We start from the raw sequence: 25,725 nt of genomic DNA, 5'->3' as shown, positions 1-25,725 counted from the left end.
TGGGCAGACGCACGTCGGCCCGGGTGCGATCGATCATCGCACCCGGGCCGACATCAGGCAGTCAGGCAGGGTCAGTCACCACGCAGGATCGCGAAGATCCGCAGCAGCTCCAGGTACAGCCAGACCAGCGTCACGACGAGCCCGAAGGCCGCCGTCCACGCGAGCTTGGCCGGGACCCCGGCCTCGACGCCGCGCTTGATGGAGTCGAAGTCGACGATCAGGCTCGCGGCGGCCAGGCCGACCGCGATCAGGCCGACGACGACGCCGAGGAAGCCGGACCGCAGCGGGCCGTACTCGCCGCCGCCGACCCCGAAGAGCATCAGCACGACGTTGACCAGCGAGAACACGAGGTACCCGCCCATGGCCAGGAGCAGCCCACGCGTGAACTTCGGCGTGACGCGGACCTTGCCCGACCGGAACAGGACGAGCGACACCGCGAACACCGAGATCGTCGCGAGCACGGCCTGGACGACGACTCCGTCGTACCAGGACTCGTACATCGCGCTGATCCCGCCGAGGAACACACCCTGGGCGGCGGCGTACAGCATGATCAGCGGCGGGCTGGGGTTCTTCTTGAACGCGTTGACCAGGCCGAGCACGAGCCCGACGATCGCGCCCACGATCCACAGGCCCGGAGCGAGCACCCAGGTGGCCGCGCCGGTCACGACGAGGATGGCCAGCAGCCCCGCGGTCTTCATGATGACGTCGTCGTACGTCAGCCGGCCGGTCTCGCGCGTGGTCGCGGCGGGGGCGGCGTACATCTGGTCGAGGGTGGCGGCATCCGCCACCTGGGCACCGGCCGTGCCGTAGGACACCGTCGAGGCGGGCGACTTCTGGCCACGACGCTGGACGGGGTCCTGGAAGACCGGACTGTTGTTGAACACGGGATTGGCCATGCGTCCTCCTGGACGGATCGGGCGCTGTCAGACAAGGCTGTCACCGTAGCGAACGCAGACGGGGGTGCGTTCGTTCCCAGGCCGTCGACGGCTCGACCTTTCGGCGGGGTCCACCTCCCCCCTTGGTCCGATGTATCGCCGTGCGTCGCAGTCCTACGTTCGACGCGGCTCACCATCCCGACGACGAGGGAACAGACATGATCGAGGCCCACGACCTCACCAAGAGATACGGCAGCACGACGGCGGTGGACGACATCTCGTTCACGGTCCAGCCCGGCCGGGTGACCGGCTTCCTCGGCCCCAACGGCGCCGGCAAGTCCACCACCATGCGGATGATCGTCGCCCTCGACCGGCCGACGCGCGGCTCGGTCACCGTGAACGGGCGTCCGTACGCCGAGCACCGCTCGCCGCTCACGGAGGTCGGTGCGCTGCTCGAGGCCAAGGCGGTCCACACCGGCCGCACCGCCCGCAACCACCTGCGCGCCATCGCGGCGACCCACGGCATCGGCACCAAGCGCGTCGACGAGGTCATCTCGATGACCGGGCTCGACTCCGTCGCGAAGCGGCGGGTCGGCGGCTTCTCGCTCGGCATGGGCCAGCGCCTCGGCATCGCGGTCGCCCTCGTGGGCGACCCGCAGACGCTGATCCTCGACGAGCCGGTCAACGGGCTCGACCCCGAGGGCGTGCTCTGGGTGCGCAACCTGGTCAAGTACCTGGCCGCCACGGAGGGCCGCACGGTGTTCCTGTCCTCGCACCTGATGAGCGAGATGGCCGTGACCGCGGACCACCTGATCGTCATCGGCCGCGGCCGGATCATCGCCGACGGCCCCACGGACACGGTGATCGCCGCAGCCACACGTTCGACCGTGCGCGTGCGGTCCCCGCAGGCCACGGACCTGGCGGCACGCCTGGCCAGCCGCGCGGTCACGGTGACCCCCGCCGAGGACGGTCTGCTCGAGGTCCACGGCGCGACGTCCGTGGAGGTCGGCGAGATCGCCGCGGCGTCCGGCATCGTCCTGCACGAGCTCACGCCGATGACCGGCTCCCTCGAGGACGCGTACATGTCCCTGACGTCCGACTCCGTCGAGTACCACTCGGCCGCGATCCCCGGCGAGACCCGCTCGGCGGGCAGCCAGGCCACCGCCGCCACCCCCGCAGCCACCACCCCCGGAGAGGACGCCCGATGAGCACCGCCGTCGCCACCGAGCCGCGCCGCCGCGCCACCCCGCAGAACGACTACAAGCTCAGCTTCGGCCACCTGCTGCGCGGGGAGTGGATCAAGTTCTGGTCGGTCCGTTCGACCACGTGGACGCTGTCGATCTTCCTGGTCGCCACGGTCGGGCTGGTCTGCCTGATCAGCCTGGCCTTCATCAACGTGCCGAGCCCGGAGGAGGGCGGGCCGCCGGAAGGCACGGCGGGCAACCCGCTCGACCCGCTGAGCATCGCCGTGACCCTCGCCCAGCTCGCGCTGGCCGTGCTGGGCGCGCTCACGATCACCAGCGAGTACAGCACCGGCATGATCCGGTCCAGCCTCACCGCGGTGCCCAAGCGCCTGCCGATGCTGTGGGCCAAGGGGATCATCCTCGTGGTCTCCGTGTTCGCCGTCGCGCTGGTCGCCGTGGCCCTGTCCGTCGGCCTGCAGTGGCTGTTCTTCGACAGCGAGGGCTTCTCGATCGACGTGACCGACCCGGAGATGGTGCGACCGCTGGTGGGCACCGCGGTGTACCTCGCGACGATCGCCCTGTTCTCCTACGCCCTGGGCGCGCTGCTGCGTCACTCGGCGGCGGCGCTGGCCACGGTCCTCGGTCTCCTGCTGGTGGCGCCGATCCTGTTCGGGGCGATCCCGTGGGAGCCGCTCCAGCTGGCCAACCCGTTCCTGCCCGGCGTCGCGGGCCAGCAGTTCACGCAGACCAACGAGCAGCTGGAGGCGACCGCGGCCTTCAGCGACGTCGGTGTGGACCTGTCCGCCTGGCAGGGGTACGGGGTGCTGATCCTGTGGGTCGTGCTCGTCCTGGGCGCAGCCGCCGTCCTGCTCAAGAAGCGCGACGCCTGACCTGCGACGCACGACGAGGGGCGGTCCGCGTGCGGGCCGCCCCTCGTCGTTCCTGCGCTCAGGCGCGCCTGGCGTCCCGCCTGCGGGCGCCGCGCTCCTTGGCCTTCTCCGCCAGCGTGTAGAGCACCGGCACGAGCACGAGGGTCAGCAGCGTGGAGCTGACCAGGCCGCCGATGACGACGATGGCCAGCGGCTTGGAGATGAAGACGCCGCCGCCCGTCAGCCCGAACGCCATGGGCGTGAGCGCGAAGATCGTCGCCGCCGCGGTCATCAGGATCGGCCGCAGACGCTTGCGTGCTCCCTCCAGCACGGCCTCGGCCAGCGGCCGGCCCGCCGCGCGGTACTGGTTGACCAGGTCGATGAGCACGATCGCGTTGGTGACCACGATGCCGATCAGCATGAGCACGCCGATCAGCGCCGGGACACCGAGCGGGGTGCCCGTGAGCAGCAGCGCGAGCAGCGCGCCGGTCGCGGCGAACGGCACCGAGACCAGCAGGATCACCGGCTGCAGGAGCGAGCGGAACGTGGCCACCATGACCAGGTAGACGATCGCGATCGCGATCAGCAGCGCGAGGCCCAGGTCGGCGAACGCGTCCTCCTGCTCCGTGGCGATGCCGCCGATCGCCACGCTCGCGCCCGCCGGCACGTCGAGCTCGTCGATCTGCGCCTGCAGCGCCGTGGTCACGGCGCCCAGGTCCTGGCCGGTCGGGGTCGCCGAGACGGTCGCCGACCGGTCGCCGTCCACGCGGGTGACCGACGTGGGAACGTCGACCTCGTCGATGCTGGCCACCTGCGTGAGCGGGACCATGCCGGTCGCCGTCGGCAGCACCACCGCGCGCAGGTCGTCGAGCGTGGTCGGGCCCGGGATGCCCTCGATGGTCACGTCGAGCGGACCGTCACCGAGGTCCACGGTGCCGATCGGCTGCGGGCTCATCAAGGCGGCGACCGTGCCGGCCACCTGCGTCTCGGTGAGCCCGGCCGCCGCCGCGGCCGCGCGGTCGACGACCACCTGCACGGTGGGCTGGGCCGCCGCGAGGTTGTTCGTCACGTCGGAGACGCCGTCGACCTCCTCGACCATCTCCTGCACCCGCTGAGCGAGCTCGCCCAGCTGGTCGGGGTCGTCGGAACGCACGATGACGTCGACGGTCGAGCTGCCGAACGCGGCTCCGGCGCCGGCGACGGTCACCTCACCGGCGGTCTGCCCCAGGTCCCGGGCCGCGGCGCGCACGTCCTCCTGCACGACCTCCGGGTCCACGTCGCCGTCGAGCGTGAGGGCGAACGAGGCCCGCGGCGTACCCGAGCCGCCGAGGACGGACTCGATACCCCCGGAGGACCCGACCGTGGTCTGCACGGTCGTCACGCCCTCGACGCCCATGAGCGCCTCCTCGACCTGCTGGGCCGCCGCGTCCTGCGCCGCGAGCGACGTGCCCGGCGCGAACGTCTCGGTCACCGTGAGGGTGTCCTGGCCGGCGTCGCCGAGGAAGTTGGTCTCCAGCCGCGGCACCAGGGCGAGGGTGCCGACGAACACGAGCACCGCCGCGCCGAGCGTGAGGACCGGGCGCCGCAGCGCCGTGGTCAGGGTCGCCAGATAGCTGCGCTGCAGGAGGCCGGCGCGCTCGCGCTGCTCGGCGTCCTCGCGGCCCGTGGACCCGTCCGTGGATCCTTCCGTGGATCCTTCCGTGGAGGGTGCGGCCTTGATGAACCAGTACGCCAGCACCGGCACGATCGTCAGCGCCACGAACAGCGACGCGGTCATCGCGACGGCGACCGTGACGGCAAACGGCCGGAACAGCTCGCCCACCATGCCGCCGACCAGCGCAATGGGCAGGAACACGGCCACGGTCGTCACCGTGGACGCGGTGATCGCCCCGGCGACCTCGCGGACCGCGGTGAGGATCGCCGTGGACTTCGCCTCGCCGTAGGACAGGTGCCGCTTGATGTTCTCGATCACGACGATCGAGTCGTCGACCACGCGGCCGATCGCGATGGTCAGCGCGCCGAGCGTGAGGATGTTCAGCGAGTAGCCGCCCACCTGCAGGCCGACGAACGTCACCAGCAGCGACAGCGGGATCGAGATGGCGGACACGAGCGTCGAGCGGACCGAGCCGAGGAACAGCAGGATCACGAGCACCGCGAACACGAGGCCGAGGGCGCCCTCGGTGGCCAGCCCGTGGATGGACTCCTCGATGAACGGCGCCTGGTCGAACACGACCGCGACCTGCACGTCGTCACCCAGCGACGCCTCGAGGTCCGCGACCGCCTCCTGCGCGGCGTGCGAGACGTCCACGGTGTTGCCGTCGGGGGTCTTGGTGAGCCCGACCGCCAGCGCGGGCTCGCCGTCCAGGCGGGAGTACGACGTGGCGCCCACCGGCGCGACGGTGACGTCCGCGACGTCGCCCAGCGTCACCGGTTCCGCGCCCACCAGCGGCAGCGACTCGAGGTCCTCGATCGACGCCAGCTCGCTGCCCACCTGCACCGACAGCGTCGTGTCGCCGTCGTCGACGGTGCCCGTCGGCAGGACCACGCCGTTGTCCTGCAGGATCGTCGCGACGTCGGCGGGCGAGAGCCCCGCGGCCGCGAGCGCCGGAAGGTCCAGGGCGACGGTCACGGCATCGTCGGCGATCCCGGTCACCGTCACGTCCCGGACGCCGTCGATCTGCTCGAAGCGCGGCACGACGGTGTCCTGCACGAGGGCGGCCAGCGCCGCGTCGTCCATGCCGGTCCCACCGGAGATCGCGAGCTGCACCACGGGGAAGTCGTCGATCGAGCCGGTGAAGACGGACGGCTCGACGCCGCTCGGCAGCGAGCTGCGGACGCGGTCGACCGCCTGCTGCAGCGCCTGCGCGGACGCGTCGAGGTCGCCCCCGTACTCGAGCTCGACCGTCGTCGTCGACACGCCCGTGGCCGACGACGAGGTGACGCCCTCGACGCCCTCGACGGCGCGCACGGCCTGCTCGACGGGCACGGTGATCTGCTGCTCGACCAGCTGCGGCGAGGAGCCGGGGTCCACCGCGACCACGACGGCCGTCGGGATCTGCAGCGAGGGGATGAGCTCCTGCTTGAGCGACCCGAGGCTGATCCAGCCGAAGACCGCGATCGCGAGGGTCAGCAGCGCGACCACGGAGCGGTTGGCCAGCGAGAGGCGTGCGAGGCGAGACATGGTTCTCCGGTCCGCGACTGTGCAACAGGTGACGCAGAACCGCGCCCACGTGCCAGAACGCACGTCCGCGTCGGGGCGTTCCCGGATCCGGGAACGTTCCGGGTCACATCCGCGCCCCGCGGGCTCGGCTACCGTGGGCCGCCGCAGAACCTCCCGTTCCGACGAAGGACCTCGATGACCGACGCACCGGCCCGGCCCCGCCCCGCACCGTTCGTGGCGGAGGTCGTCCGGACCGAACGCATCGCCGCGACGATGGTGCGCGTGGCGGTCGGCGGCCCAGGGCTGGCGGGGTTCGAGCCGTCCCCGCACGCCGACTCCTACGTCAAGGTGCTGTTCCTGCCCGCCGGCACGGACCGTCCCCGGCGGGAGGACGGTCGGCTCGACCTCGACGCGGTGCGCGCCACCCTGCCGCCGGACGCCCAGCCCCGCCAGCGCTCGTACACGGTCCGCGCATGGGACCCGGACTCGCGTGAGCTCACGCTCGACTTCGTGGTGCACGGCGACGAGGGCATCGCGGGACCGTGGTCGGCGAGCGCGCAGCCCGGCGACGAGGTCCTCCTGGTGGGGCCCGGCGGCGCCTGGTCACCCGACCCGGACGCGGCGTCGTACCTGTTCGCGGGCGACGCCAGCGCGCTGCCCGCGATCGCGGTCGCCCTCGAGCGGCTGCCGTCCGACGCGGTCGGGCACGCGGTGATCGAGGTGCACGGAGCCGAGGACGAGATCCCGCTGGCCTCCCCCGACGGCGTACAGGTCCTGTGGGTGCACCAGGGTGTCGGGGTCGCCGGTCTCGCCCTCGTCGACACCGTGGTCGCCCTCCCCGACCTGCCGGCGCCCGTCAGCGCGTTCGTGCACGGTGAGGCGGGCGTCGTCCGCGAGCTGCGCCGGCACCTGCGCGTGGACCGCGGGATCACCCGGGACCGGCTGTCGGTGTCGGGCTACTGGCGCCTCGGCGCCGACGACGAGGGCTGGCGCGCCACCAAGCGCGAGTGGCTGGCCGGGATCGAGCAGACCGAGGCGGCGGAAGGGCTGGACTGAGCCATGTGGAGCGTGACGTTCGACTGTGCGAGCCCGGCGACGATGGCCCGGTTCTGGGGGCCCGGCGCTCGGCTACGTCGAGCCGCCCCCTCCTGACGGGTGCGAGACGTGGGACGCCTGGGCCCGCCATCACGACGTGCCCGACGACGAGCTCGACGACGGCGCCTACCTGGCCGACCCCGCCGGCGTGCTCCCGTCGCTCTCGTTCCTCCAGGTCCCCGAGGGCAAGGTGAGCAAGAACCGCGTGCACCTCGACGTGCAGGTGTCGTCAAGCGGCCGCAGGCACCGAGTTTCTGCTTCCACCCGGTGAAACGCTTCATGCGTTGCTGACCGGTGCCGCCGCGGGCGAATGTGAGCGCTCACATCGCCGTGCCGAGGAGCGACCATGAGCCCAGCCAGCACCCACACCGGTCGGCCCCGGCGGTTCGCCGCCCTCGGGGCGATCACCGCCCTGGTCGCCGCCGCCACCCTCGCCGCCCTGGCCCCACCCGCTCGAGCCGCCGCGCCGCCGCTCGTCTCCGCGCAGTCCGGCCGGTGCCTCGACGTCAACGGCAACGACTCGACGCCCGGCGCCGGCGTGCAGATCTGGGACTGCAACGGCGTCGCCGGCCAGGGCTGGACCCTGACGTCCGCCGGTGAGATGCGCACCTTCGACGGCACCCGCTGCCTCGACGCGCTGAACTGGGGCACCACCGCCGGCACCGCGCTCATCTCGTGGAGCTGCACCGGCGGCGCCAACCAGCGCTTCGCGTGGGGGTCGAACGGCTCGCTCGTCCACCAGCAGTCGAGGCTCTGCGTCGACGTCGACGGGTCGCGCACCGCCAACGGCACGCCCGTGCACCTGTGGACCTGCAACGGCCGCGAGAACCAGCGCTGGTCCGCCACCGGCAGCCCCGCCCCCGGTGCGTACCCCGGCCCCGGGAACGTCACCGGCGCCACCTGGGCCCACGACCCGACCGTCGTCAAGCGGCCCGACGGCTCGTACCTCGTCGCGACGACCGGCCGCGGCATCCCGCTCAAGACGTCCTCGGACCGCACGGCCTGGACCGACGCCGGGGCCGCCTTCCCGAACGGCACGCCGTGGACCTCGGCCCACACCACCGGGGACCTATGGGCGCCCGACCTGTCGTACCGCAACGGCCAGTACTACCTGTACTACTCGGCGTCCACGTTCGGCAGCACGACCTCCGGCATCTACCTGGCCACGAGCACCAGCGGCAACGCCGGCACCTGGACCAACCGTGGCCTCGTCGTCAGCACCACCGCGTCGAGCAGCTACAACGCGATCGACCCCGACCTGGTCGTCGACCAGCAGGGACGCTGGTTCCTGAGCTTCGGGTCGTTCTGGTCGGGGCTCAAGCTCATCGCGATCGACCCCGCGACCGGGCTCCGGTCCGGGACGGCGATCACGTCGATCGCCTCACGCAGCGGGGGCATCGAAGCGCCGGACATCCACTACCGCGACGGCTACTACTACCTGTTCGTCTCGTTCGACGCCTGCTGCAGGGGCGCACAGAGCACGTACCGCATCGCGGTCGGGCGCTCGTCCTCCGTCACCGGTCCGTACGTGGACCGCAACGGCACCGCGATGACCAGCGGCGGCGGCACGCAGATCCTCGCCGGCCACGGCTCGATCCACGGGCCGGGCCACTCCGCGACCCTGACGGACTCCGACGGGACCGTCCTCTTCTACCACTACTACACCGACGCGGGCGATGCGCGGCTCGGCATCAACCGGCTGGCCTGGGACTCGTCCGGCTGGCCGTACGTGAGCTGATCCGGCCCGCACGCGGTCCCGCCCAGCCGGTCCGTGGTTCGTACCCCCGCCGGGGTTCGAACCCGGACTGTGCCGGGTTTAAGCCGGCTGCCTCTGCCAGTTGGGCTACGGGGGCGCCGGCCACATCCTGCCAGTCGCGCAGGCCCTGATCAGGCGCTCTTCGCGCCCTCGGCGCGCTTCTCGGCGGGCGAGCCCGGCTGGGCCTTCTGCGAGGGAAGCGCGGGGTCGGCCTCGCCCGGCTCGACCGCACGGGGCTTGGCCGGCACGGACGCGGCACGGAACTCGGCCCGCGGGTCGTGCAGGGTGCCGAGCGCGACCACCTCGCGGCGCAGCAGCAGCGCCCCGGTCCAGCCGACGGCGATGCGGATCTTGCGGTTCCAGGTCGGCATGGCGGCCACGTGGTACGTGCGGTGCAGCACCCAGGCCAGGAACCCACGCACCTTGATGCGCCCGAACATCTGCGCGACGCCCTTGTACATGCCGAGGGAGGCGACCGCGCCGATGTTCTTGTGCTTGTACTCCGTGAGCTCGGCCGAGCGCAGGACGCGGCTGAGGTTGTCGCCGAGGTGGTTGCCCTCGCGCAGCGCGTGCTGGGCGTTCGGGGGGCAGAACTGACCCGGGTTGTACAGGTCCGGCACCGCGGCGCAGTCACCGGCGGCGTACGCGTCGGGCACGGGGACGCCGTCGGCGTCGATCACCTGCAGGCGCGCGTTGCAGGTGACGCGACCCATCTTGTCCAGCGGCAGGTCCGAGTTCTGCAGGACCGGGTTGGCCTTGACGCCGGCGGTCCACACGATGGTCTCGGCGTCGAACTCCATCTTGTTCGACAGCACCACGTGGCCGTCGACGCAGCTGTTGAGGAACGTGGACAGGTGGATCTCGATCTGCCGCTTGCGCAGCTGCTCGAGCGTGTACCCGCCGAGCTCCTCGCTGACCTCGGGGAGGATCCGGGGCGAGCCCTCGACCAGGACGAAGCGCAGCTCGTCCTGCTCGATCGCCTTGTAGTACTTGACCGAGGCCCGCGCCATGTCCTCGACCTCGGCGAGCGCCTCGATCCCGGCGAAGCCGCCGCCGACGAAGACGAACGTGAGCATGCGCTTGCGCAGCTCCGGGTCCCAGGTGCTCGACGCGACGTCGATCCGGTTGAGCACGTGGTTGCGGACGGCGATGGCCTCCTCGACGTTCTTGAAGCCGATGCCCTGCTCCGCCAGGCCGGGGATCGGCAGCGTCCGGGCCACCGAGCCGAGGCCGACCACCAGGTGGTCGTAGGTGATCCAGTACGGGTCCCCCTCCTCGGGGGTGATCTGCACCGTGCGGCCGGCGTGGTTGATCTCGCTGACCTTGCCCTGCAGCACGTCGACGCCCTTGAGGGCCCGGCGGTGCGGGGCGACGACGTTGCGGGGGTCGATGGACCCGGCCGCGGCCTCGGGGAGGAAGGGGGCGTACGTCATGTACGGGCGCGGGTCGACGACCACGATCGCGGCCTCGCGCCGGCCGAGACGCTTGCGCAGCCGACGGGCCGTGTAGAGCCCCACCGTGCCGCCGCCCAGAATCACCACGCGCGGAACCTTGCGGGGCTTACCCGACCGGGTCGGTGCAGGGGCCGCAGTGGTCGTCGTGGCGACATCGGACGCAGGCATAGACATGCTTCCACGGTAGCCGCGCGGGCAGGCCTGCGTGCACCCAGATCCCGGTGATCATGCGCACACTGCGCTCCCGGGGTGCCTCAGGGAGCGGTCGTCGGTGTCGGCGACGGGGTCGCGCCCTCCGCCGCGATCTCGGCGTCGGCCGAGGCCTCGAGCGCCGGCGCCTTGGCGAACGGCCACGGGGGCGTCGCCGGGCTGGTCCCGGTGGGGAGCACCCGCATCCCGTCGTCGTCGTAGGTGAACTCGGACGTCGGCGCACCCTGCAGCGGGTAGACGTTCCACCGCGCGCGGCCGTCGGAGTCCACCCGACTGACGAACGACCACGGCTCCGTGGCCTCGGGGAACCAGTACTGCTCCAAGCCGTTGTCGAACGTGGTGCGGACCGGTCGTCCCCGGTCGTCGTAGACCTGCACGTCGCTGAGGGGGTTGCCCTCGGCGTCGTAGACGAACAGGTTGCTCACCACCATGCCGTCCACGACGACCCCGTCCATCGGCTTCTCCTCGACGACGGTCGTCGGGACGCCACCGTGGAACGCCCCCGCGACGTAGGAGTCGTAGACCGCGTCGCGATGGCTGGTCTGGTCCTGGACCGTCGCGAGGACGGGGAGCAGCAGGACCACCGCCGTCGCGTTCCCGAGCACACCCACCCAGGAGACCGAGCGCGACTGCAGCCACGCACCGCGCCCCCACTGGACGCTGACCACGATGCACAGCGCCAGCACCAGCAGCAGCACGGGCTCGCGGGGGATGAACTCGATCCGCGCCCCGCCCAGCACGTAGTTCAGCACCGAGAACCCGACCCACCCGCGCAGCAGCCACCAGACCGGTCGCAGCGCGATCAGGAAGGCCTCGACCGGCGCCCACCACGTCTGCGCGCGCAGTCGTCGCAACGCCCAGTGCCCCAGCCGCCGGCCGTCCTCCACCGGGTCCCTGAACAGCCGCACGCGCCGCCGGGACTCCGCCGGCGCGAGCCCCGCCGCTGCGCGCAGCTCCGCGGCGTACTCCTCGGGCGGCCCGAACTGCTCCAGCACGCCGCGGCCGTGCGCGACGTGGCGCTCGTCGCCCAGCGCCTCCGCCAGGTCGGCCTCGAGGTCGTCGGTGAGGTCGTCGACCAGCTCCGGACCGAGGTCGACCAGGCTGCGCCGCACGGCGGCTGCGTAGCCGGCGACGTCGAGAACCTCGGTGGTGTCCAGCACGCTCATCGCACGACCTCCGTCTTGAGCAGGCGGCCCATCGTGCCTGCGAACTCCTGCCAGTCCTTGCGCTGGGCCTCGAGCATCGCCCGGCCCTGCGCGTTGATGCCGTAGTACTTGCGGTGCGGTCCCTCGTCGCTGGGCACCACGTAGGACGTCAGGGCTCCCGACGAGTACAGGCGCCGCAGCGTGCCGTACACCGAGGCGTCCCCGACCTCCTCGATGCCCGCGGCGCGCAGCCGGCGGACGACGTCGTAGCCGTAGCCGTCCTCGTCGGAGACCACGGCGAGCACTGCCAGGTCGAGCACACCCTTGAGCAGCTGTGTGGTGTCCATGCGTCCTCCGGTTCCGCGTCCCGGTGCCGCCGGCCGCCCGGGTGGGCGACCGACGGCACCGAGCCGGCGTGCTGGCGCGGGAGCCCCCTCCGGCTCCCGCAGGCGAGACGCTATTACACATTGCGCACTACTGTCCACAACGCGCCAGGGCGTGTCGCGCCCCCTCAAACCCGCAACGTCCGAGCAGATGGCGGCTATAGCCCACTTCTACTCGGACGCCCCGCGTACCCCCACGGCAACGTCCGAGCAGATGGCGGCTATAGCCCACTTCTGCTCGGACGTCCGGGGTGGAGGTCAGCGGGTGGCGATGCTCCAGGCGATGCCGTCGAGGATGTCGTGCTCCGAGGTGACCACCTCGGTCAGCCGACCGCCGGCGGCGGCGACGTCGTCGCGCACCCGCCGGATGACGTCCGCCCAGACCAGGGCCCCGGCGCCGACGACGTCGACGCGGCCGGGGTGCATGAAGCCCAGCGCGGCACGGTCCTCGCGCGTGCGGGTCAGCAGGTCGTCGCACGCGGCGAGCACCACGTCGACCGGCAGCACCGAGCCGTCGATGGCGGCGGGGTCGTAGGCCGGCAGCCCGAGACCGTGCGCGGTCACCGTCGTGACCGTCCCGGCCAGGCCGACGAGGGTCACGGTCTTGCCCAGCGGCACGACGGCCGATGCGGTGTCGAGCGCGGCGGCGACGTCGGCGTGCGCGGCGGCGATCTCGACGGCGGTCGGCGGGTCGCTGCGCAGGTGGCGCTCGGTCATCCGCACGCAGCCGATGTCCATGGAGAACGCGGCCTCCGGAGCCGTCGTGCCGAGCACCAGCTCGGTGGAGCCGCCACCCAGGTCCACGACGAGGAACGGTCCCGGGTGCCGGGCGCCGAGCACGCCCGTCGCGCCGCGGAAAGACAGCTCGGCCTCCTCGTGCCCGGCGACGACCTCGGGCTCGACGCCGAGCGCGTCGTGCACGCCGGACACGAAGTCGGCGCGGTTCTCCGCGTCACGCGACGCCGACGTGGCGACGAACCGGATCGCCTCGACCCCGAGGCCCGTGCAGATGTCGTTGTACCGGCGGGCGGCGTCGAGCGTGCGCACCAGCGCCTCCGGGGCGATGCGGCCGGTCCGGTCGACGCCTTGGCCCAGGCGGACGACCTCCATCCGCCGGTCCAGGTCCACCAGGGTCCCGGCGTCGGGATCCACGTCCGCGACGAGGAGTCGGATCGAGTTGGTCCCGCAGTCGATGGCAGCCACACGAGTCACGCCGCCCATCCTCCCACCGACGCTCCCCCGCAGCGTCCGAGCAGATGCGGGTCCTGGGCCACATCTGCTCGGACGCAACGAGGTCACCACGCAGAACGTCCGAGCAGATGCCGGTCATAGGCCACATCTGCTCGGACGCAACGAGGTCAGCAGGTGCAGCGGTCCGGGCGCCACTCGTCGCGGATGAGGGCCAGGGCCTCGTCGCCGATCGGGTTGACGCCCGGGCCCGCCGCGAGGGCGTGGCCGACCAGGACGTGCAGGCACTTGACGCGCGTCGGCATGCCCCCGGCGGAGATGCCCGCGATCTCCTCGACGTGCCCGAGGGCCTCTCGGTCCGCCAGGTAGGCCTCGTGCGCGCGGCGGTAGGCGGCGGCGAGCTCCTCGTCCTCGGCAAGCCGCGCCGTCAGCTCCTTCATCAGGCCACCGGCCTCGAGCGTGCTCACCGCGGCCACCGCGGGCGGGCACGTCAGGTAGTACGTGGTGGGGAACGGGGTGCCGTCGTCCAGGCGCGGGGCGGTGCGCACGACGAGCGGTCGCCCGCAGACGCAGCGCGCGGCGATCCCGACGACGCCTCGCGGGGGGCGGCCCAGCTGCTCGGCCAGCACGGCGATGTCCTGCTCGGACACGGCATCGAAAGAGGGAGACACAGGTCGGTCCGTTCGCGCGGGGGAGTCAGCCACCCGCGGGCGGCGTGGGCGGCTCAGTCGTCCCATTGTCGCCCGGCGCCGGGGCCTTACCCGCCTCCTCCACCGACTCCCAGACCGTCGCGTACCAGGGCAGCATCGAACCGGCGTCGAGCGCGGAGGCCGGGCCCGGGGCGGTGGGCGCCGTGTCGGGCACGATCTCCGGGTCGACCACCCGGAACGCCTTCTCCCCCGGCATCACGAACGAGAGCCGCTCACGCGCCTGCGCCCGCACGAACGCCTCGTCCTCCCAGCGCAGCACGTCGTCGGCCAGGTCGGCGTTGCGCTGCCGCGCGGCCTCCACCTGCACCCGCAGCTCGTCCACCTCGGCGCGGTGCTGCAGGTACGACCGCAACGTCGGGTACACCAGCACGAACGCCAGGAGCAGCACGCAGGAGAACACCAGCGCACGCACGGTGAACAGCCGCGGCACCCGCACCTGGACGCGCTCCGCACGCGGGTTCCCGCGGGGCGGCGTGGCGGCCCCGCGGGTGGCGGGGCGGGAGGCCGCCGGTCGCGACGAGGACGGGCGGGGCGACGAGGACGGCGTGGCGCCGACGCGTGGAGTGGCGCCCGAACGAGGCGCCGACCGTCCGCCTGTGTTCCCGCGCGGCACGTTCGCCGCGGGGGTCGAGGCGCCGGGCCGCGGTGCCGACGGGCGTCGGCCCGGGGCGCTCGGGGACGCCGGACGGCGGGGGGCGGACATGGCGTCGATTCTGCCCCGGGGGGCACCGCTGGGCGCGGACGTCGCTCCCCGTGGCGCGGCGGACGGTGATCACCCACGAGCCGTCGACCCCCTGACGCGCCGAAGGCCGGCCACCCCCTGCGGGGCGACCGGCCTTCGAGTGCAGTACGTCAGGCCGTGAACCGCGGGAAGGCGGAGCGACCGGCGTAGCGCGCGGCGTCGTCCAGCTCCTCCTCGATGCGCAGCAGCTGGTTGTACTTGTTGATGCGCTCGCCACGGGCGGGCGCACCGGTCTTGATCTGGCCGGCGTTCGTGGCCACCGACAGGTCGGCGATCGTGGTGTCCTCGGTCTCGCCGGAGCGGTGGGAGGTCATCGTGGTGAAGCCGCTGCGCTGGGCGAGCTCGACGGCGTCGAACGTCTCCGTCAGCGTGCCGATCTGGTTGAGCTTGACCAGCAGCGAGTTGGCGGCCTTGAGCTCGATGCCCTTGCGCAGGCGCTCGGGGTTGGTGACGAACAGGTCGTCGCCGACGATCTGGACCTTGTCGCCGATGGTGGCGACCAGGTGGGACCAGCCCTCCCACTCGTCCTCGGACAGCGGGTCCTCGATGGAGACGAGCGGGTAGTCCTTCACCAGCTGCTCGTAGTAGGCCGACATCTCCTCGTTCGAGAGCGACTTGCCCTCGAACTGGTAGGCGCCGTCCTTGAAGAACTCGGTCGCGGCGACGTCGAGCGCGAGGCCCAGGTCGACGCCCGGCGTGAAGCCGGCCTTCTCGATGGCGATGAGGATGAGGTCGAGCGCCTCGCGGTTGCTGCCCAGGCTGGGGGCGAAGCCGCCCTCGTCGCCGAGACCCGTCGACAGACCCTTGCTCTTCAGCACGGACTTCAGCGAGTGGTAGACCTCGACGCCGGTGCGCAGCGCCTCGCGGTACGTGGACGCACCGATGGGCGCGACCATGAACTCCTGGATGTCGACGTTGGAGTCGGCGTGCGACCCACCGTTGAGGATGTTCATCATCGGGACGGGCAGGACGTGCGCGTTCGGGCCGCCGAGGTAGCGGAAGAGCGGCAGGTCGGACGAGTCGGCGGCAGCCTTGGCCACGGCGAGCGAGACGCCGAGGATGGCGTTGGCGCCGAGCTTGCCCTTGTTCGCCGTGCCGTCCAGGTCGATCAGCGCGGCGTCGACCAGGCGCTGCTCGGTGGCCTCGAAGCCGATGAGCTCCGGGGCGATCTCGTCGATGACGGCCGCGACGGCGTCCTCGACGCCCTTGCCCAGGTAGCGGGCGGCGTCGCCGTCGCGGCGCTCGACGGCCTCGAACGCGCCGGTCGAGGCACCCGAGGGGACGGCGGCGCGGGCGATGGTGCCGTCGTCGAGAGCGACCTCGACCTCGACAGTGGGGTTGCCGCGCGAGTCCAAGATCTCGCGGGCGCCGACGGCCTCGATGCTGGCCATGGGTGCTCCTTCTGAAGCGGGTGGGTTTACCACCTCACCCTACTGGCGTCGTCGGGCGCCCGCCGTAGGCCCTTCGACTGGTGGGACGCCCCGACCTCAGAGCGCGGCCGTGATCCGCTCGACCTGGTCCTTGGCGTCGCCGAAGAGCATCGAGGTGTTCTCCCGGAAGAAGAGCGGGTTCTGCACGCCCGCGTAGCCCGTGGCCATCGACCGCTTGAACACGATGACGCGGGCCGCGTTCCACACCTCCAGGACCGGCATCCCGGCGATGGGTGAGGACGGGTCGTCGAGCGCCGCCGGGTTCACCGTGTCGTTGGCGCCGATCACCAGCACGACGTCGGTGTCCGCCAGGTCGCCGTTGATCTCGTCCATCTCGAGCACGATGTCGTACGGCACCTTCGCCTCGGCGAGCAGCACGTTCATGTGCCCCGGCAGCCGGCCGGCGACGGGGTGCACCCCGAAGCGGACCTCGATGCCCCGCGCGCGCAGCTTGGCGACGAGCTCGGCGACGGGGTACTGCGCCTTGGCGACGGCCATGCCGTACCCGGGCGTGATGACGACCCGGCGGGCGTCGAGCAGCAGCTCGGCCGCCTCGGGCGGCAGGATCTCGTGGTACTCGCCCAGCTCGGTGTCCGACGCGACGACCGTGCCGCCCGCGGTGCCGTACCCGCCGAGGATGACGCTCACGAACGACCGGTTCATGGCCTTGCACATGAGGTAGCTGAGGATCGCACCGGAGGACCCGACGAGCGCACCGGTGACGATGAGCAGGTCGTTGCTGAGCATGAAGCCGGCCGCCGCGGCCGCCCACCCGGAGTAGGAGTTGAGCATCGAGACCACGACGGGCATGTCGCCGCCGCCGATCGAGGCGACCAGGTGCCAGCCGAGGGCGAGCGCGACCACCGTCATCGCCAGCAGCGGCAGGACGCCGCCGGTGTCCAGGAACCAGGCCAGCAGCGCCGCGCAGGCCACGACCATGCCGAGGTTCAGGTAGTTGCGGCCGGGAAGCATCAGGGGTGCCGACGCGATCCGCGTGGACAGCTTGAGGTAGGCGACGACCGACCCGGTGAACGTCACGGCGCCGATGAGCACGCCGAGGAAGACCTCCACCAGGTGCGCCGCGTCGGACGGCTCGGTGAGGAACGAGTTGTACCCCACGAGGACGGCGGCGAGGCCGACGAACGAGTGCAGGATCGCGATGAGCTCGGGCATCTGCGTCATCTCGACGCGACGCGCCTGCCACGTACCGACGGTGGCACCGACGAGGAACACGACGAGGATCAGCGCCGCGGTGACCTCGACCGGACGCTCCGAGCGCTGGAGGGCGAGCGCGACGGTCGCGACGAGCGCCAGGGCCATGCCCGCCATGCCGGCGAGGTTGCCGCGACGGGCGGACTCCTGCTTGGACAGCCCCGCGAGGCTGAGGATGAACAGCACGGCGGCGGCGATGTAGACGGCCTGGGCCAGGGAGGTGAGCACGGCGTCAGGCGTCCTTCCGGAACATGCGGATCATGCGGTTCGCGACGAGGAAGCCGCCGAAGACGTTGATGCCGGCGACGGCCGCGGCGACGACCGCGAGCAGGGTCACCAACCAGCTGTCGTCGCCGATCTGCAGCAGCGCGCCGACCAGGATGATCCCGGAGATGGCGTTGGTCTGGGCCATCAGGGGCGTGTGCAGGGAGTGGCTGACGTTCGAGATCACGTAGTAGCCGACGATCACCGCCAGCACGAAGACCGTGAAGTGCCCGAGGAACGCGGTGGGTGCGAACGAGATGGCGAGCAGCACCAGGACGGCCAGGAGGGCCAGCAGGACCGACCGGCGCTGCCGTCGCCGCTCGCGGTCCCGCTGCGCGGTTGCCGCCGCCGTCGCCAGCTCCTTCGCGGTCGGTCCGGCGGGGACCGCAGCCGGCGCCGCGGAGACGGGCACGGGCGGCGGTGGCCACAGCACCTCGCCCTCGCGCGTCACCACCATGCCGCGCTGCACGGGGTCGTCGAGGTCGAGCACCAGCTCGCCGTCGTTCCCGGGAGTCAGCAGCTGCAGGAGGTGCACGATGTTGGTGCCGAACAGCTGCGACGTGTGCTGCGGCATCCGGCTGGCCAGGTCGGTGTAGCCGACGACCGTGACGCCGTTCTCCGTGACGATCGTCGAGCCGGGCACCGTGAGCTCGCAGTTGCCCCCGCCGGACGCGGCCAGGTCGACGATCACGCTGCCCGGCCGCATGCCCGCGACCATCGCGGCGGTGATCGTGGTCGGTGCGTGACCCCGCACCAGGGCCGTGGTGATGACGATGTCCGCGTCGGCCGTCTCGGCGGTGTACATCGCCTGCACGAGCCGCTCCTGCTCGGCGGTCAGCGCGCTCGCGTACCCGTCGGCGCTGACCTCCTGCTGGGCGGCGGCCGCCTGCACGAACGTCGCGCCCATCGACTCGATCTGCTCGCCGACCTCGGGCCGGACGTCGAAGGCGCGCACCCGGGCGCCCATCGCGCCGGCGGCGCCGATCGCCGCCAGGCCCGCGACCCCGGCGCCGATGACGAAGACGCGGGCCGGCGCGGTCTTGCCCGCCGCGGTGACCTGCCCGGTGAACATGCCGCCGTACACCTCGGCGGCCTCCACGACCGCCCGGTAGCCGGCGACGTTCGACATGGTGCTCAGCACGTCGAGCGCCTGGGCGCGGGAGATGCGCGGCACGGCGTCCAGCGCGAGCGCGGTGACTCCCCTGGCGTGCAGGTCCTCGACCAGCGCCGGGCTGGCTGCGGGGGCGAGCATCGCGACGAGCGTGGCGCCCGGGCGTAGCGCGGCGACCTCGCTGTCCGTCGGGGCGTTGACCTTGGTGACGATGTCGCTCGACCACACGTCGGCCGCGGTCCCCACGGCGGCGCCCGCCGCCTCGTACGCCTCCGCACGGAACATCGCGGCGTCACCGGCGCCCCGCTGCACGACGACGTCGTAGCCGAGACCGACCAGCTGGGCGACCGTTCTGGGCGTCGCGGCGACGAGCCGTTCGCCGGCGCGGGTCTCCGTGGGGATGCCGATGCGCATCGGTGCGGTCCTCCGAGTGGTCGGGGCAGGGCAGCCGCCGGACGTGTCGGGCTCATCATGGTGGCCACGGGCACGTTACGGGGCCCCACTCCCGTGCGGCAAGCGCTTTCCTTCTGCTGGACGGATGTCCGGCCGAACTGCCTATCAGGACCCGGCGGAGCTCTCCCCGGCCCGAAGGTCCTGCTCCCACGCGGCCGCGCTGCGCCGCAGCGCACCTTCGGCGTCGACTCCGGCCGCCTCGGCCTCCAGGACCAGGGCGAGCAGCCGCTCCCCCAGCCCGTCGCCCGCGGGCACGGCCGACAGCCCGGCGCGGCCCGCCCGCGCGGCGATCTTCTGCGCCCGGGCGAGCGCACCCAGGGCGAGCGGGACGCCGTCCAGCGCCGAGGCGCGCTGCTTCTCCGCGTTCTTCAGCCGGTCCCACTGGACGTGCACGTCGCCCTCCACGCGGGCGTCCTCGAACACGTGCGGGTGCCGGCGCACGAGCTTGGCGACGAGGTCGGCGGCCACGTCGTCCAGGTCGAAGGGGTCGGTCGGGTGCTCGGTGGCGATCCGCGCGTGGAACACCACCTGCAGGAGCAGGTCGCCCAGCTCCTCGCGCAGACCTGGCCGGTCGCCCGTCTCGATCGCCTCGGCGAGCTCGTAGGCCTCCTCGAGCGCGTACGGCACCAGCGACTCGTGGGTCTGCTGGGCGTCCCAGGGGCAGCCGCCCGGCGAGCGCAACCGGTCCATCACGCGCACGAGGGCGCGCACGGAGTCGTCGCCGGGCGGCGGACCCTGCGGCGTCACGGTGCGGAGGGCGCCGGCTCCGGGGTGGCCTCGTCGGACGGCGCGGGTGCCTGCGGTCCGACCAGCCAGGGCACCGGGACGGGAGCGACCACCTGGTTGCCGTCCTCGATCGACCCGAAGCGCGGGTTGATCTCGACGTCGAGGGCCTGCAGCCGGCTCTCGATCTCCTCGCCGACCTCGGCCGCCTCGGGCAGGCCCTGCAGGTTGGTGAAGGCGATCGAGTAGCGGGCGACCGCGACCGACGGCTCGCTGAACGTGGCCGTGAGCCCGGCCACCTTCTGCTCGACCACCTGGTCGAGCAGGTCGTGCGCGTCCTGGTCGGAGACCCCGACCCCGTTCTCCTCGGCCAGCTCGACGACCGTCGGCTCCTGGACCAGCACGGCCAGCACGTTCGTCGTGGTCACGCCCTCGAAGTACGGCATGAGCTCGGTCAGGGCGACGCCCACGTCGGCCGTCGGGATCGCCGTGCCGTCGACCACCGCGGCCGCGCCGGGCTGGCCCGCGCACCCCGCGAGACCCGCCGTCGTCGTGAGTGCCACGAGCACACCCGCTGCCCGCACACCCCTACGCCACTGCACCACCAGGACCTCCTGCGTCGTCGCTCGCCGATCGGGGTCATCGTAGGCCCCGAGCCGGGGTACCCCCGTCCGCGGTCCGGCGCTACCGCGCGGTCCGCACCGTGCCCGCGGCGGCCGCAGCGGCCACGTCGCCCCGCACGACGGCGTCGATGAACTGGCGCGCCCAGAGCATGACCTCGCGGCCCTGGACCGGCTTGCCGCCGATCCGTGCGGTCATCGGCCACGGAACCAGGACCGTGCGCGTGGCCGGCTTGAGCACCGAGCCCGGGTACAGCCGCTTCAGGCGCAGCTGCGCGGACTCCGGCAGCTCGACCGGGGCGAAGCGGATGAACTTGCCCTGCGCCGTGACGTCGGACAGACCCGCGGACCGCACGTGCAGGCGGAACTCGGCCACCTCGAACAGGTTGTCCACCGCCGGCGGGACGGCGCCGTACCGGTCCACCAGCTCGGCGCGGACCTCGCCCAGCGCTGCGGGGTCCGCCGCCGCGGCGATCTTGCGGTACGCCTCGAGCCGCAGGCGCTCGTGCGCGATGTAGTCGTGCGGGATGTGCGCGTCGACGGGGAGCTCGATGGTGACGTCCGGCAGCTCCTCGGTGACCTCGCCGCGGAAGTTGGCCACCGCCTCGCCGACCATCCGGATGTAGAGGTCGAACCCGACGCCCTCGATGTGCCCGGACTGCTCGCCGCCGAGCAGGTTCCCGGCGCCGCGGATCTCCAGGTCCTTCATCGCGACCGCCATGCCCGCACCGAGGTCGGTGTTCGCCGCGATCGTCTGCAGCCGGTCGTGCGCCGTCTCGGTGAGGGGCTTCTCCGGCGGGTACAGGAAGTAGGAGTACGCGCGCTCACGGCCACGGCCCACGCGGCCGCGCAGCTGGTGCAGCTGCGAGAGGCCCAGCAGGTCCGCCCGCTCGAGGATGAGGGTGTTCGCGTTGGAGATGTCCAGGCCGGTCTCGACGATCGTCGTGCAGACCAGGACGTCGAACCGCTTCTCCCAGAAGTCGACGATGACCTGCTCGAGCTGGTGCTCGTTCATCTTGCCGTGGGCCACCGCGACCCGGGCCTCGGGCACCAGCTCCATCAACCGCGACGCGGTCTTCTCGATCGAGTCGACCTTGTTGTGCACGTAGAAGACCTGGCCCTCGCGCAGCAGCTCGCGGCGGATGGCGGCGCTGATCTGCTTCTCGTCGAAGGGCCCGACGAACGTGAGCACCGGGTGGCGCTCCTCGGGCGGGGTGGCCAGCGTCGACATCTCCCGGATGCCGGTGACCGCCATCTCCAGGGTGCGCGGGATCGGGGTCGCGCTCATCGAGAGCACGTCGACGTTGGTGCGCAGCGCCTTGAGCGTCTCCTTGTGCTCGACGCCGAACCGCTGCTCCTCGTCGATCACCACCAGGCCGAGGTCCTTGAACCGCACCTCGCCGGTGATCAGCCGGTGCGTGCCGATGACCACGTCGACCGTCCCGTCGGCCAGCCCTGCGACGACCTCCTTGGACTCCTTGGGCGTCTGGAACCGGCTCAGCGCCTTCACGGTGACCGGGAACGCGCTGTACCGCTCGCTGAAGGTGTCGAGGTGCTGCTGCACCAGCAGCGTCGTCGGCACCAGGATCGCCACCTGCTTGCCGTCCTGCACCGCCTTGAACGCCGCCCGGACCGCGATCTCGGTCTTGCCGTAGCCGACGTCGCCGCAGACCAGCCGGTCCATCGGGATCGGCTTCTCCATGTCGGCCTTGACCTCGTCGATGGTGGCCGCCTGGTCGGGCGTCTCGACGTACGCGAACGCGTCCTCGAGCTCGCGCTGCCAGGGCGTGTCCGGGCTGAACGCGTGGCCGGCCGTCGCCATGCGCGCCGAGTAGAGCCGGATGAGCTCGGCGGCGATCTCCTTGACCGCCTTCTTGGCCCGGCCCTTGGTCTTCGCCCAGTCGCCGCCGCCCATCTTCGACAGCGCCGGCGCCTCCCCGCCCACGTACTTGGTGACCTGGTCGAGCTGGTCGCTGGGCACGTACAGCCGGTCCCCGGGCTGGCCACGCTTGCTCGACGCGTACTCGATGACCAGGTACTCGCGCGTGGCGGCGGTGGCGCCCGACCCGATGGTCCGCTGCACCAGCTCCACGAACCGTCCGACGCCGTGCTGCTCGTGCACCACGAAGTCGTTCGGGCGCAGCTGCAGGGGGTCGACGACGTTGCGTCGCCGGCTCGGCATCCGGCGCATGTCCCGGGTCGAGGTCCCCGCGCGCCCCGTGAGGTCCGACTCCGAGAACACGGCCAGGTGCAGCGGCTCGGCGACGAAGCCGGGACCGACGGGGGCGGGCACGACGAGCACGACCCCGCCCTCGGGCGCGTCGATGATCTGCCCCACCAGCCGCGCCGGGACGTCGGCCGCCCGAAGCTGCTCGACCATCCGCTGCGCAGGACCGTGCCCCTCGGTGGCCAGCACCAGCCGCCAGCCGGCCTGCTGCAGCACGCGGACGTCGGCCACCGCGCGGGCGACCTCGCCGCGGTAGCGCTCGACGTCGCGCGCGGCGATCACGAGCGTCTGCGTCGTCGCGGCCAGGTCGTCGGCCATGCGGCTCTCGATGGGCGCGAGGTTGCGGGCCGCGGTGTGCCCGCTGCCCGTGGAACCCTCGTAGAAGTCGTCCGGCTTGGCCGCCTCCGCCGCGTCGACGTCCAACGAGAACGGCGACAGCGTCCACCAGCCGAGTCCCCGGACGGCCGCGAGTCCGCGGATCTCGGCGAACGACGCGAACGACGCGGCGGACAGGTCCAGCGGCGTCGCCGCTCCCGCAGCGGCGGAGGTCCACGCCGCCTCCAGGAACTCGTGCGTGGTGGCGACGAGGTCGTGCGCCCGGCGCCGGACGCGCTCGGGGTCGACCAGCACGAGCAGGCTGTCGTCCGGCACCAGGTCGAGCACGGGGACCATGTGGTCGACCAGCGCGGGCGCGAGCGACTCCATGCCCTCGACCGCGATGCCGTTCGCCAGCTTGTCCAGCATGTCGACGGCCCCGGGCAGCTGCGGCACCAGCTCCGCGGCCCGGGCGCGCACGGCGTCCGTGAGCAGGATCTCCCGGCACGGCGGCGCCCACACCCCGTGGTCGGCCACCTCGAGGCTGCGCTGGTCGGCGACGGAGAACCAGCGGATCTCCTCGACGTCCTCACCCCACAGCTCGACGCGCAGCGGGTGGTCCTCGGTGGGCGGGAACACGTCGAGGATCCCGCCGCGCACCGCGAACTCCCCGCGCTTCTCGACCATGTCCACGCGCGTGTACGCGGCGCCGACGAGCCGCTCCGCCAGGTCGGCCAGGTCCACCCGGTCCCCCGTGGAGATGGCGACGGGCTCGAGCTCGCCCAGGCCGTCGACCACCGGCTGGAGCAGCGCGCGGACCGGCATCACGAGCACGCGGACGGGACCGGCGTGCCCCTCGGTCTCCGGGTGGGCCAGCCGCCGGAACACGGCCAGCCGCCGGGCGACGGTGTCGCTGCGCGGGGAGAGCCGCTCGTGCGGCAGCGTCTCCCAGGACGGCAGCACCGCGACGTCGTCGTGCGGCAGGTAGCAGCGCACCGCCGCGGCCAGCTCGTCGGCGTCCCGGCCGGTCGCGGTCACCACGACGAGCGGACGCCCCGACGCCATGGCCGCGAGCAGCGGCGGTCGTACGCCCGCGGGGCCGACGACGTCGAGCTCACCGCGCAGGCGGACGGACTCGACGGCGGTGGCTGCGGCGGGGTCGGCGAGCAGGGCGGGCAGGAGGCCGGTCAGGTCCATGAGGTCCTTCGAAGTTCGACGAACGCAGCGCGAACGCCCCGGATCCACGAGGGAGGCGGGGTGTACCAGGATTCTACGAGGCCCGTCGGACATCCGCGGGCCCGCGCCGGACCGCCGCCGCCACCGGGCCGTGCCCCGTCGAGCCGGCCTCACGCAATCTTCACCCTCGCGGCCGGTGTGCCTCCCTCGCCGCGGCTGCGACCCTGGTGGCCTGACCGCTTTGGACCGATAGAGGGGGGATTGCACTCATGCGCTTCGACGGCGTCCAGGCCCTCCGGTTCGGTGCGGCCCTCCTCGTCGTCATCACGCACAGCACCTGGTACGCCTCGCAGCGGCTCGACACCTCGGGCGGGTACTTCTGGTTCGGCGCGGTCGGGGTCGACATCTTCTTCGTCATCTCCGGCTTCGTGATGATGGTGAGCTCGCCGAGCTTCAGCCGCGACCCCCTGGGCGCGGCACGCTTCGGGTACCGCCGCATCATCCGGATCGCGCCCATGTACTGGATCGCGACCACCGTCAAGATCGCGACGCTCCTGATCCTGCCCGCGGCCGCGGTCAACGCGGCGCTGTCCCCCGAGCGGGTCCTCACCTCGTACTTCTTCCTCCCGACGCGCAGCCCGGACGGTGACACGGGCGTGCTGCTCGGAGTCGGCTGGACCCTGCTGTTCGAGATGCTCTTCTACCTCGTGTTCACCATCGGTCTGGCGTTGCGGGTGAGTCCCTACCTGTTCTCCAGCGCCGTGCTGGCGGTCTTCGCGGTGGGGGGCTACCTCCGTCCGCCGACCTGGCCGGTGTGGGAGTACCACTTCAACCCGATCGTCCTGTACTTCGTGATCGGAATGACGTTCGGCAAGCTCGTGATGTCGGTGCGCTGGCGCCCGTGGGCCGGCCGGGTCGCGCTCGGCCTGGTCGGCCTCTCGCTGCTGATCGCCGTGGTCCCCGGCGGGTTCAGCTGGGGCAGCCACTCCCCCCTGCGGATGGTCAGCGTCTCGGCGCTGGTCATGTGCGTGATCGCGGCGGAGCCGTTCCTGCACCGGGTGCTAGTGCCACAGGCGCTCTTCCTGGGCGACGCCTCGTACTCCATCTACCTGTTCCACCCGCTGATCGCCCCGCTAGTGCCCGTGGCTCTCGCCCGCGCGGGCCTGATCGACAACCGGGTGGCCGCCGTGCTGTCCGTCCTCGTCTCGATCGGGACGGCCGCGGTGATCTACCAGCTGGTCGAGCGCCCCCTCACGCGGACGCTGCGGCACAACGAGCACCGCGTGGTCCACAGCCGCGCGCCGGAGCCGGCGGCGGACCTGCGGGCCGACGAGCCCGCCGAGGCGGACGTGCCAGACGCCGCGCGGCCGGCACCGGTCGCGTGAGTCGGGGCCTGGGACTGGGCCACCGGACGATCCACACC

At 72.4% G+C, this 25,725-nt stretch carries 20 protein-coding genes and 1 tRNA gene; 6 read left to right on the top strand and 15 right to left on the bottom strand.

The genetic code is table 11. From position 1 onward, the window contains the following. Positions 1-71 precede the first annotated feature (71 nt). The gene (locus KG102_RS03210; RefSeq protein WP_208290499.1) at positions 72-896 is read right to left on the bottom strand and encodes a Bax inhibitor-1/YccA family protein; all 825 of its coding nucleotides are present in this window, start codon (positions 894-896) and stop codon (positions 72-74) included. Positions 897-1,093: 197 nt separating this feature from the next. Here KG102_RS03210 and KG102_RS03205 point away from each other — a divergent pair, with 197 nt between their 5' ends. Both KG102_RS03205 and KG102_RS03200 read left to right on the top strand, forming a co-directional pair. Next, on the top strand, positions 1,094-2,083 hold the full coding sequence (locus KG102_RS03205; protein WP_208209917.1) for an ABC transporter ATP-binding protein: 990 nt from the start codon (positions 1,094-1,096) through the stop codon (positions 2,081-2,083). After that, positions 2,080-2,949, top strand: a complete 870-nt coding sequence (locus KG102_RS03200; protein ID WP_208209918.1) for an ABC transporter permease subunit — start codon at positions 2,080-2,082, stop codon at positions 2,947-2,949. Before KG102_RS03205 ends, KG102_RS03200 begins: the two co-directional genes overlap by 4 nt. Positions 2,950-3,007: 58 nt before the next feature. Here KG102_RS03200 and KG102_RS03195 read toward each other — a convergent pair whose 3' ends face one another. After that, the gene (locus KG102_RS03195) at positions 3,008-6,109 is read right to left on the bottom strand and encodes an efflux RND transporter permease subunit (RefSeq protein WP_208290500.1); all 3,102 of its coding nucleotides are present in this window, start codon (positions 6,107-6,109) and stop codon (positions 3,008-3,010) included. Between the two features lie 174 nt (positions 6,110-6,283). Between KG102_RS03195 and KG102_RS03190 the strand changes: the two genes are divergently transcribed. The 3 genes from KG102_RS03190 (at position 6,284) to KG102_RS03180 (ending at position 8,921) form a co-directional block, all read left to right on the top strand. After that, positions 6,284-7,144, top strand: a complete 861-nt coding sequence (locus tag KG102_RS03190; protein ID WP_208290501.1) for a siderophore-interacting protein — start codon at positions 6,284-6,286, stop codon at positions 7,142-7,144. Between the two features lie 136 nt (positions 7,145-7,280). After that, a complete protein-coding gene (locus tag KG102_RS18715) occupies positions 7,281-7,454 on the top strand; it encodes a VOC family protein (RefSeq protein ID WP_243885159.1) in 174 nt (57 codons plus the stop codon). Between the two features lie 75 nt (positions 7,455-7,529). Beyond that, positions 7,530-8,921 (top strand): family 43 glycosylhydrolase, encoded by a 1,392-nt coding sequence (locus KG102_RS03180; protein ID WP_208290503.1) that lies wholly within the window; start codon positions 7,530-7,532, stop codon positions 8,919-8,921. A 41-nt stretch (positions 8,922-8,962) separates the two neighbouring features. Here KG102_RS03180 and KG102_RS03175 read toward each other — a convergent pair. From KG102_RS03175 to mfd, 13 genes are all read right to left on the bottom strand, one after another. Further along, positions 8,963-9,036, bottom strand: a tRNA-Leu gene (locus tag KG102_RS03175). A 34-nt stretch (positions 9,037-9,070) separates the two neighbouring features. Then, a complete protein-coding gene (locus tag KG102_RS03170) occupies positions 9,071-10,561 on the bottom strand; it encodes an NAD(P)/FAD-dependent oxidoreductase (protein WP_208210949.1) in 1,491 nt (496 codons plus the stop codon). 86 nt (positions 10,562-10,647) lie between these two features. Then, complete coding sequence (locus KG102_RS03165; RefSeq protein ID WP_208290504.1) at positions 10,648-11,769, bottom strand: hypothetical protein; 1,122 nt, start codon at positions 11,767-11,769, stop codon at positions 10,648-10,650. Beyond that, a complete protein-coding gene (locus KG102_RS03160; RefSeq protein ID WP_055917522.1) occupies positions 11,766-12,095 on the bottom strand; it encodes a PadR family transcriptional regulator in 330 nt (109 codons plus the stop codon). The genes KG102_RS03165 and KG102_RS03160 overlap by 4 nt, the downstream gene beginning before the upstream one ends. Positions 12,096-12,389: 294 nt before the next feature. Next, positions 12,390-13,343: a Ppx/GppA phosphatase family protein gene (locus KG102_RS03155; RefSeq protein ID WP_307802860.1), complete on the bottom strand. Its 954-nt coding sequence runs from the start codon at positions 13,341-13,343 to the stop codon at positions 12,390-12,392. 146 nt (positions 13,344-13,489) lie between these two features. Beyond that, positions 13,490-13,990 carry a DUF501 domain-containing protein gene (locus KG102_RS03150; protein ID WP_208209925.1) on the bottom strand — a complete coding sequence of 167 codons (501 nt, stop codon included), beginning with the start codon at positions 13,988-13,990 and terminating at the stop codon, positions 13,490-13,492. 25 nt (positions 13,991-14,015) lie between these two features. Further along, positions 14,016-14,465: an FtsB family cell division protein gene (locus KG102_RS18710; RefSeq protein ID WP_249667451.1), complete on the bottom strand. Its 450-nt coding sequence runs from the start codon at positions 14,463-14,465 to the stop codon at positions 14,016-14,018. A gap of 416 nt (positions 14,466-14,881) precedes the next feature. Continuing rightward, entirely contained in the window at positions 14,882-16,162 is a 1,281-nt protein-coding gene (gene eno, locus KG102_RS03140; protein ID WP_208209927.1) for a phosphopyruvate hydratase, read from the bottom strand. Positions 16,163-16,258: 96 nt separating this feature from the next. Further along, the gene (gene pntB, locus KG102_RS03135; RefSeq protein ID WP_208290507.1) at positions 16,259-17,641 is read right to left on the bottom strand and encodes a Re/Si-specific NAD(P)(+) transhydrogenase subunit beta; all 1,383 of its coding nucleotides are present in this window, start codon (positions 17,639-17,641) and stop codon (positions 16,259-16,261) included. 4 nt (positions 17,642-17,645) lie between these two features. Next, positions 17,646-19,202 (bottom strand): Re/Si-specific NAD(P)(+) transhydrogenase subunit alpha, encoded by a 1,557-nt coding sequence (locus KG102_RS03130; protein ID WP_208290508.1) that lies wholly within the window; start codon positions 19,200-19,202, stop codon positions 17,646-17,648. A 144-nt stretch (positions 19,203-19,346) separates the two neighbouring features. Next, positions 19,347-19,988, bottom strand: coding sequence for a MazG family protein (locus KG102_RS03125; protein ID WP_249667449.1), 642 nt, complete (start codon positions 19,986-19,988; stop codon positions 19,347-19,349). After that, a complete protein-coding gene (locus KG102_RS03120) occupies positions 19,985-20,527 on the bottom strand; it encodes a hypothetical protein (RefSeq protein WP_208290509.1) in 543 nt (180 codons plus the stop codon). Before KG102_RS03120 ends, KG102_RS03125 begins: the two co-directional genes overlap by 4 nt. Positions 20,528-20,648: 121 nt before the next feature. Beyond that, positions 20,649-24,323, bottom strand: a complete 3,675-nt coding sequence (gene mfd, locus KG102_RS03115) for a transcription-repair coupling factor (RefSeq protein ID WP_208209931.1) — start codon at positions 24,321-24,323, stop codon at positions 20,649-20,651. A gap of 248 nt (positions 24,324-24,571) precedes the next feature. Here mfd and KG102_RS03110 point away from each other — a divergent pair, with 248 nt between their 5' ends. Next, positions 24,572-25,687: an acyltransferase family protein gene (locus KG102_RS03110; RefSeq protein ID WP_208209932.1), complete on the top strand. Its 1,116-nt coding sequence runs from the start codon at positions 24,572-24,574 to the stop codon at positions 25,685-25,687. Positions 25,688-25,725 lie beyond the last annotated feature (38 nt).

Origin of the sequence: Cellulomonas fengjieae, from assembly GCF_018388465.1 — a bacterium.
Classification (GTDB): domain Bacteria; phylum Actinomycetota; class Actinomycetes; order Actinomycetales; family Cellulomonadaceae; genus Cellulomonas; species Cellulomonas fengjieae.
This window is presented reverse-complemented; position numbering and strand designations above follow the sequence as displayed.

Coding starts and splice junctions, on each gene's coding strand:
- KG102_RS03180 (WP_208290503.1), top strand. CDS start 7,530: ATGAGCCCAGCCAGCACCCACACCGGTCGGCCCCGGCGGTTCGCCGCC.
- KG102_RS03195 (WP_208290500.1), bottom strand. CDS start 6,109: ATGTCTCGCCTCGCACGCCTCTCGCTGGCCAACCGCTCCGTGGTCGCG.
- KG102_RS03110 (WP_208209932.1), top strand. CDS start 24,572: ATGCGCTTCGACGGCGTCCAGGCCCTCCGGTTCGGTGCGGCCCTCCTC.
- KG102_RS03210 (WP_208290499.1), bottom strand. CDS start 896: ATGGCCAATCCCGTGTTCAACAACAGTCCGGTCTTCCAGGACCCCGTC.
- eno (WP_208209927.1), bottom strand. CDS start 16,162: ATGGCCAGCATCGAGGCCGTCGGCGCCCGCGAGATCTTGGACTCGCGC.
- KG102_RS03170 (WP_208210949.1), bottom strand. CDS start 10,561: ATGCCTGCGTCCGATGTCGCCACGACGACCACTGCGGCCCCTGCACCG.
- KG102_RS03160 (WP_055917522.1), bottom strand. CDS start 12,095: ATGGACACCACACAGCTGCTCAAGGGTGTGCTCGACCTGGCAGTGCTC.
- KG102_RS03200 (WP_208209918.1), top strand. CDS start 2,080: ATGAGCACCGCCGTCGCCACCGAGCCGCGCCGCCGCGCCACCCCGCAG.
- KG102_RS03165 (WP_208290504.1), bottom strand. CDS start 11,769: ATGAGCGTGCTGGACACCACCGAGGTTCTCGACGTCGCCGGCTACGCA.
- mfd (WP_208209931.1), bottom strand. CDS start 24,323: ATGGACCTGACCGGCCTCCTGCCCGCCCTGCTCGCCGACCCCGCCGCA.
- KG102_RS03205 (WP_208209917.1), top strand. CDS start 1,094: ATGATCGAGGCCCACGACCTCACCAAGAGATACGGCAGCACGACGGCG.
- KG102_RS03130 (WP_208290508.1), bottom strand. CDS start 19,202: ATGCGCATCGGCATCCCCACGGAGACCCGCGCCGGCGAACGGCTCGTC.
- KG102_RS03190 (WP_208290501.1), top strand. CDS start 6,284: ATGACCGACGCACCGGCCCGGCCCCGCCCCGCACCGTTCGTGGCGGAG.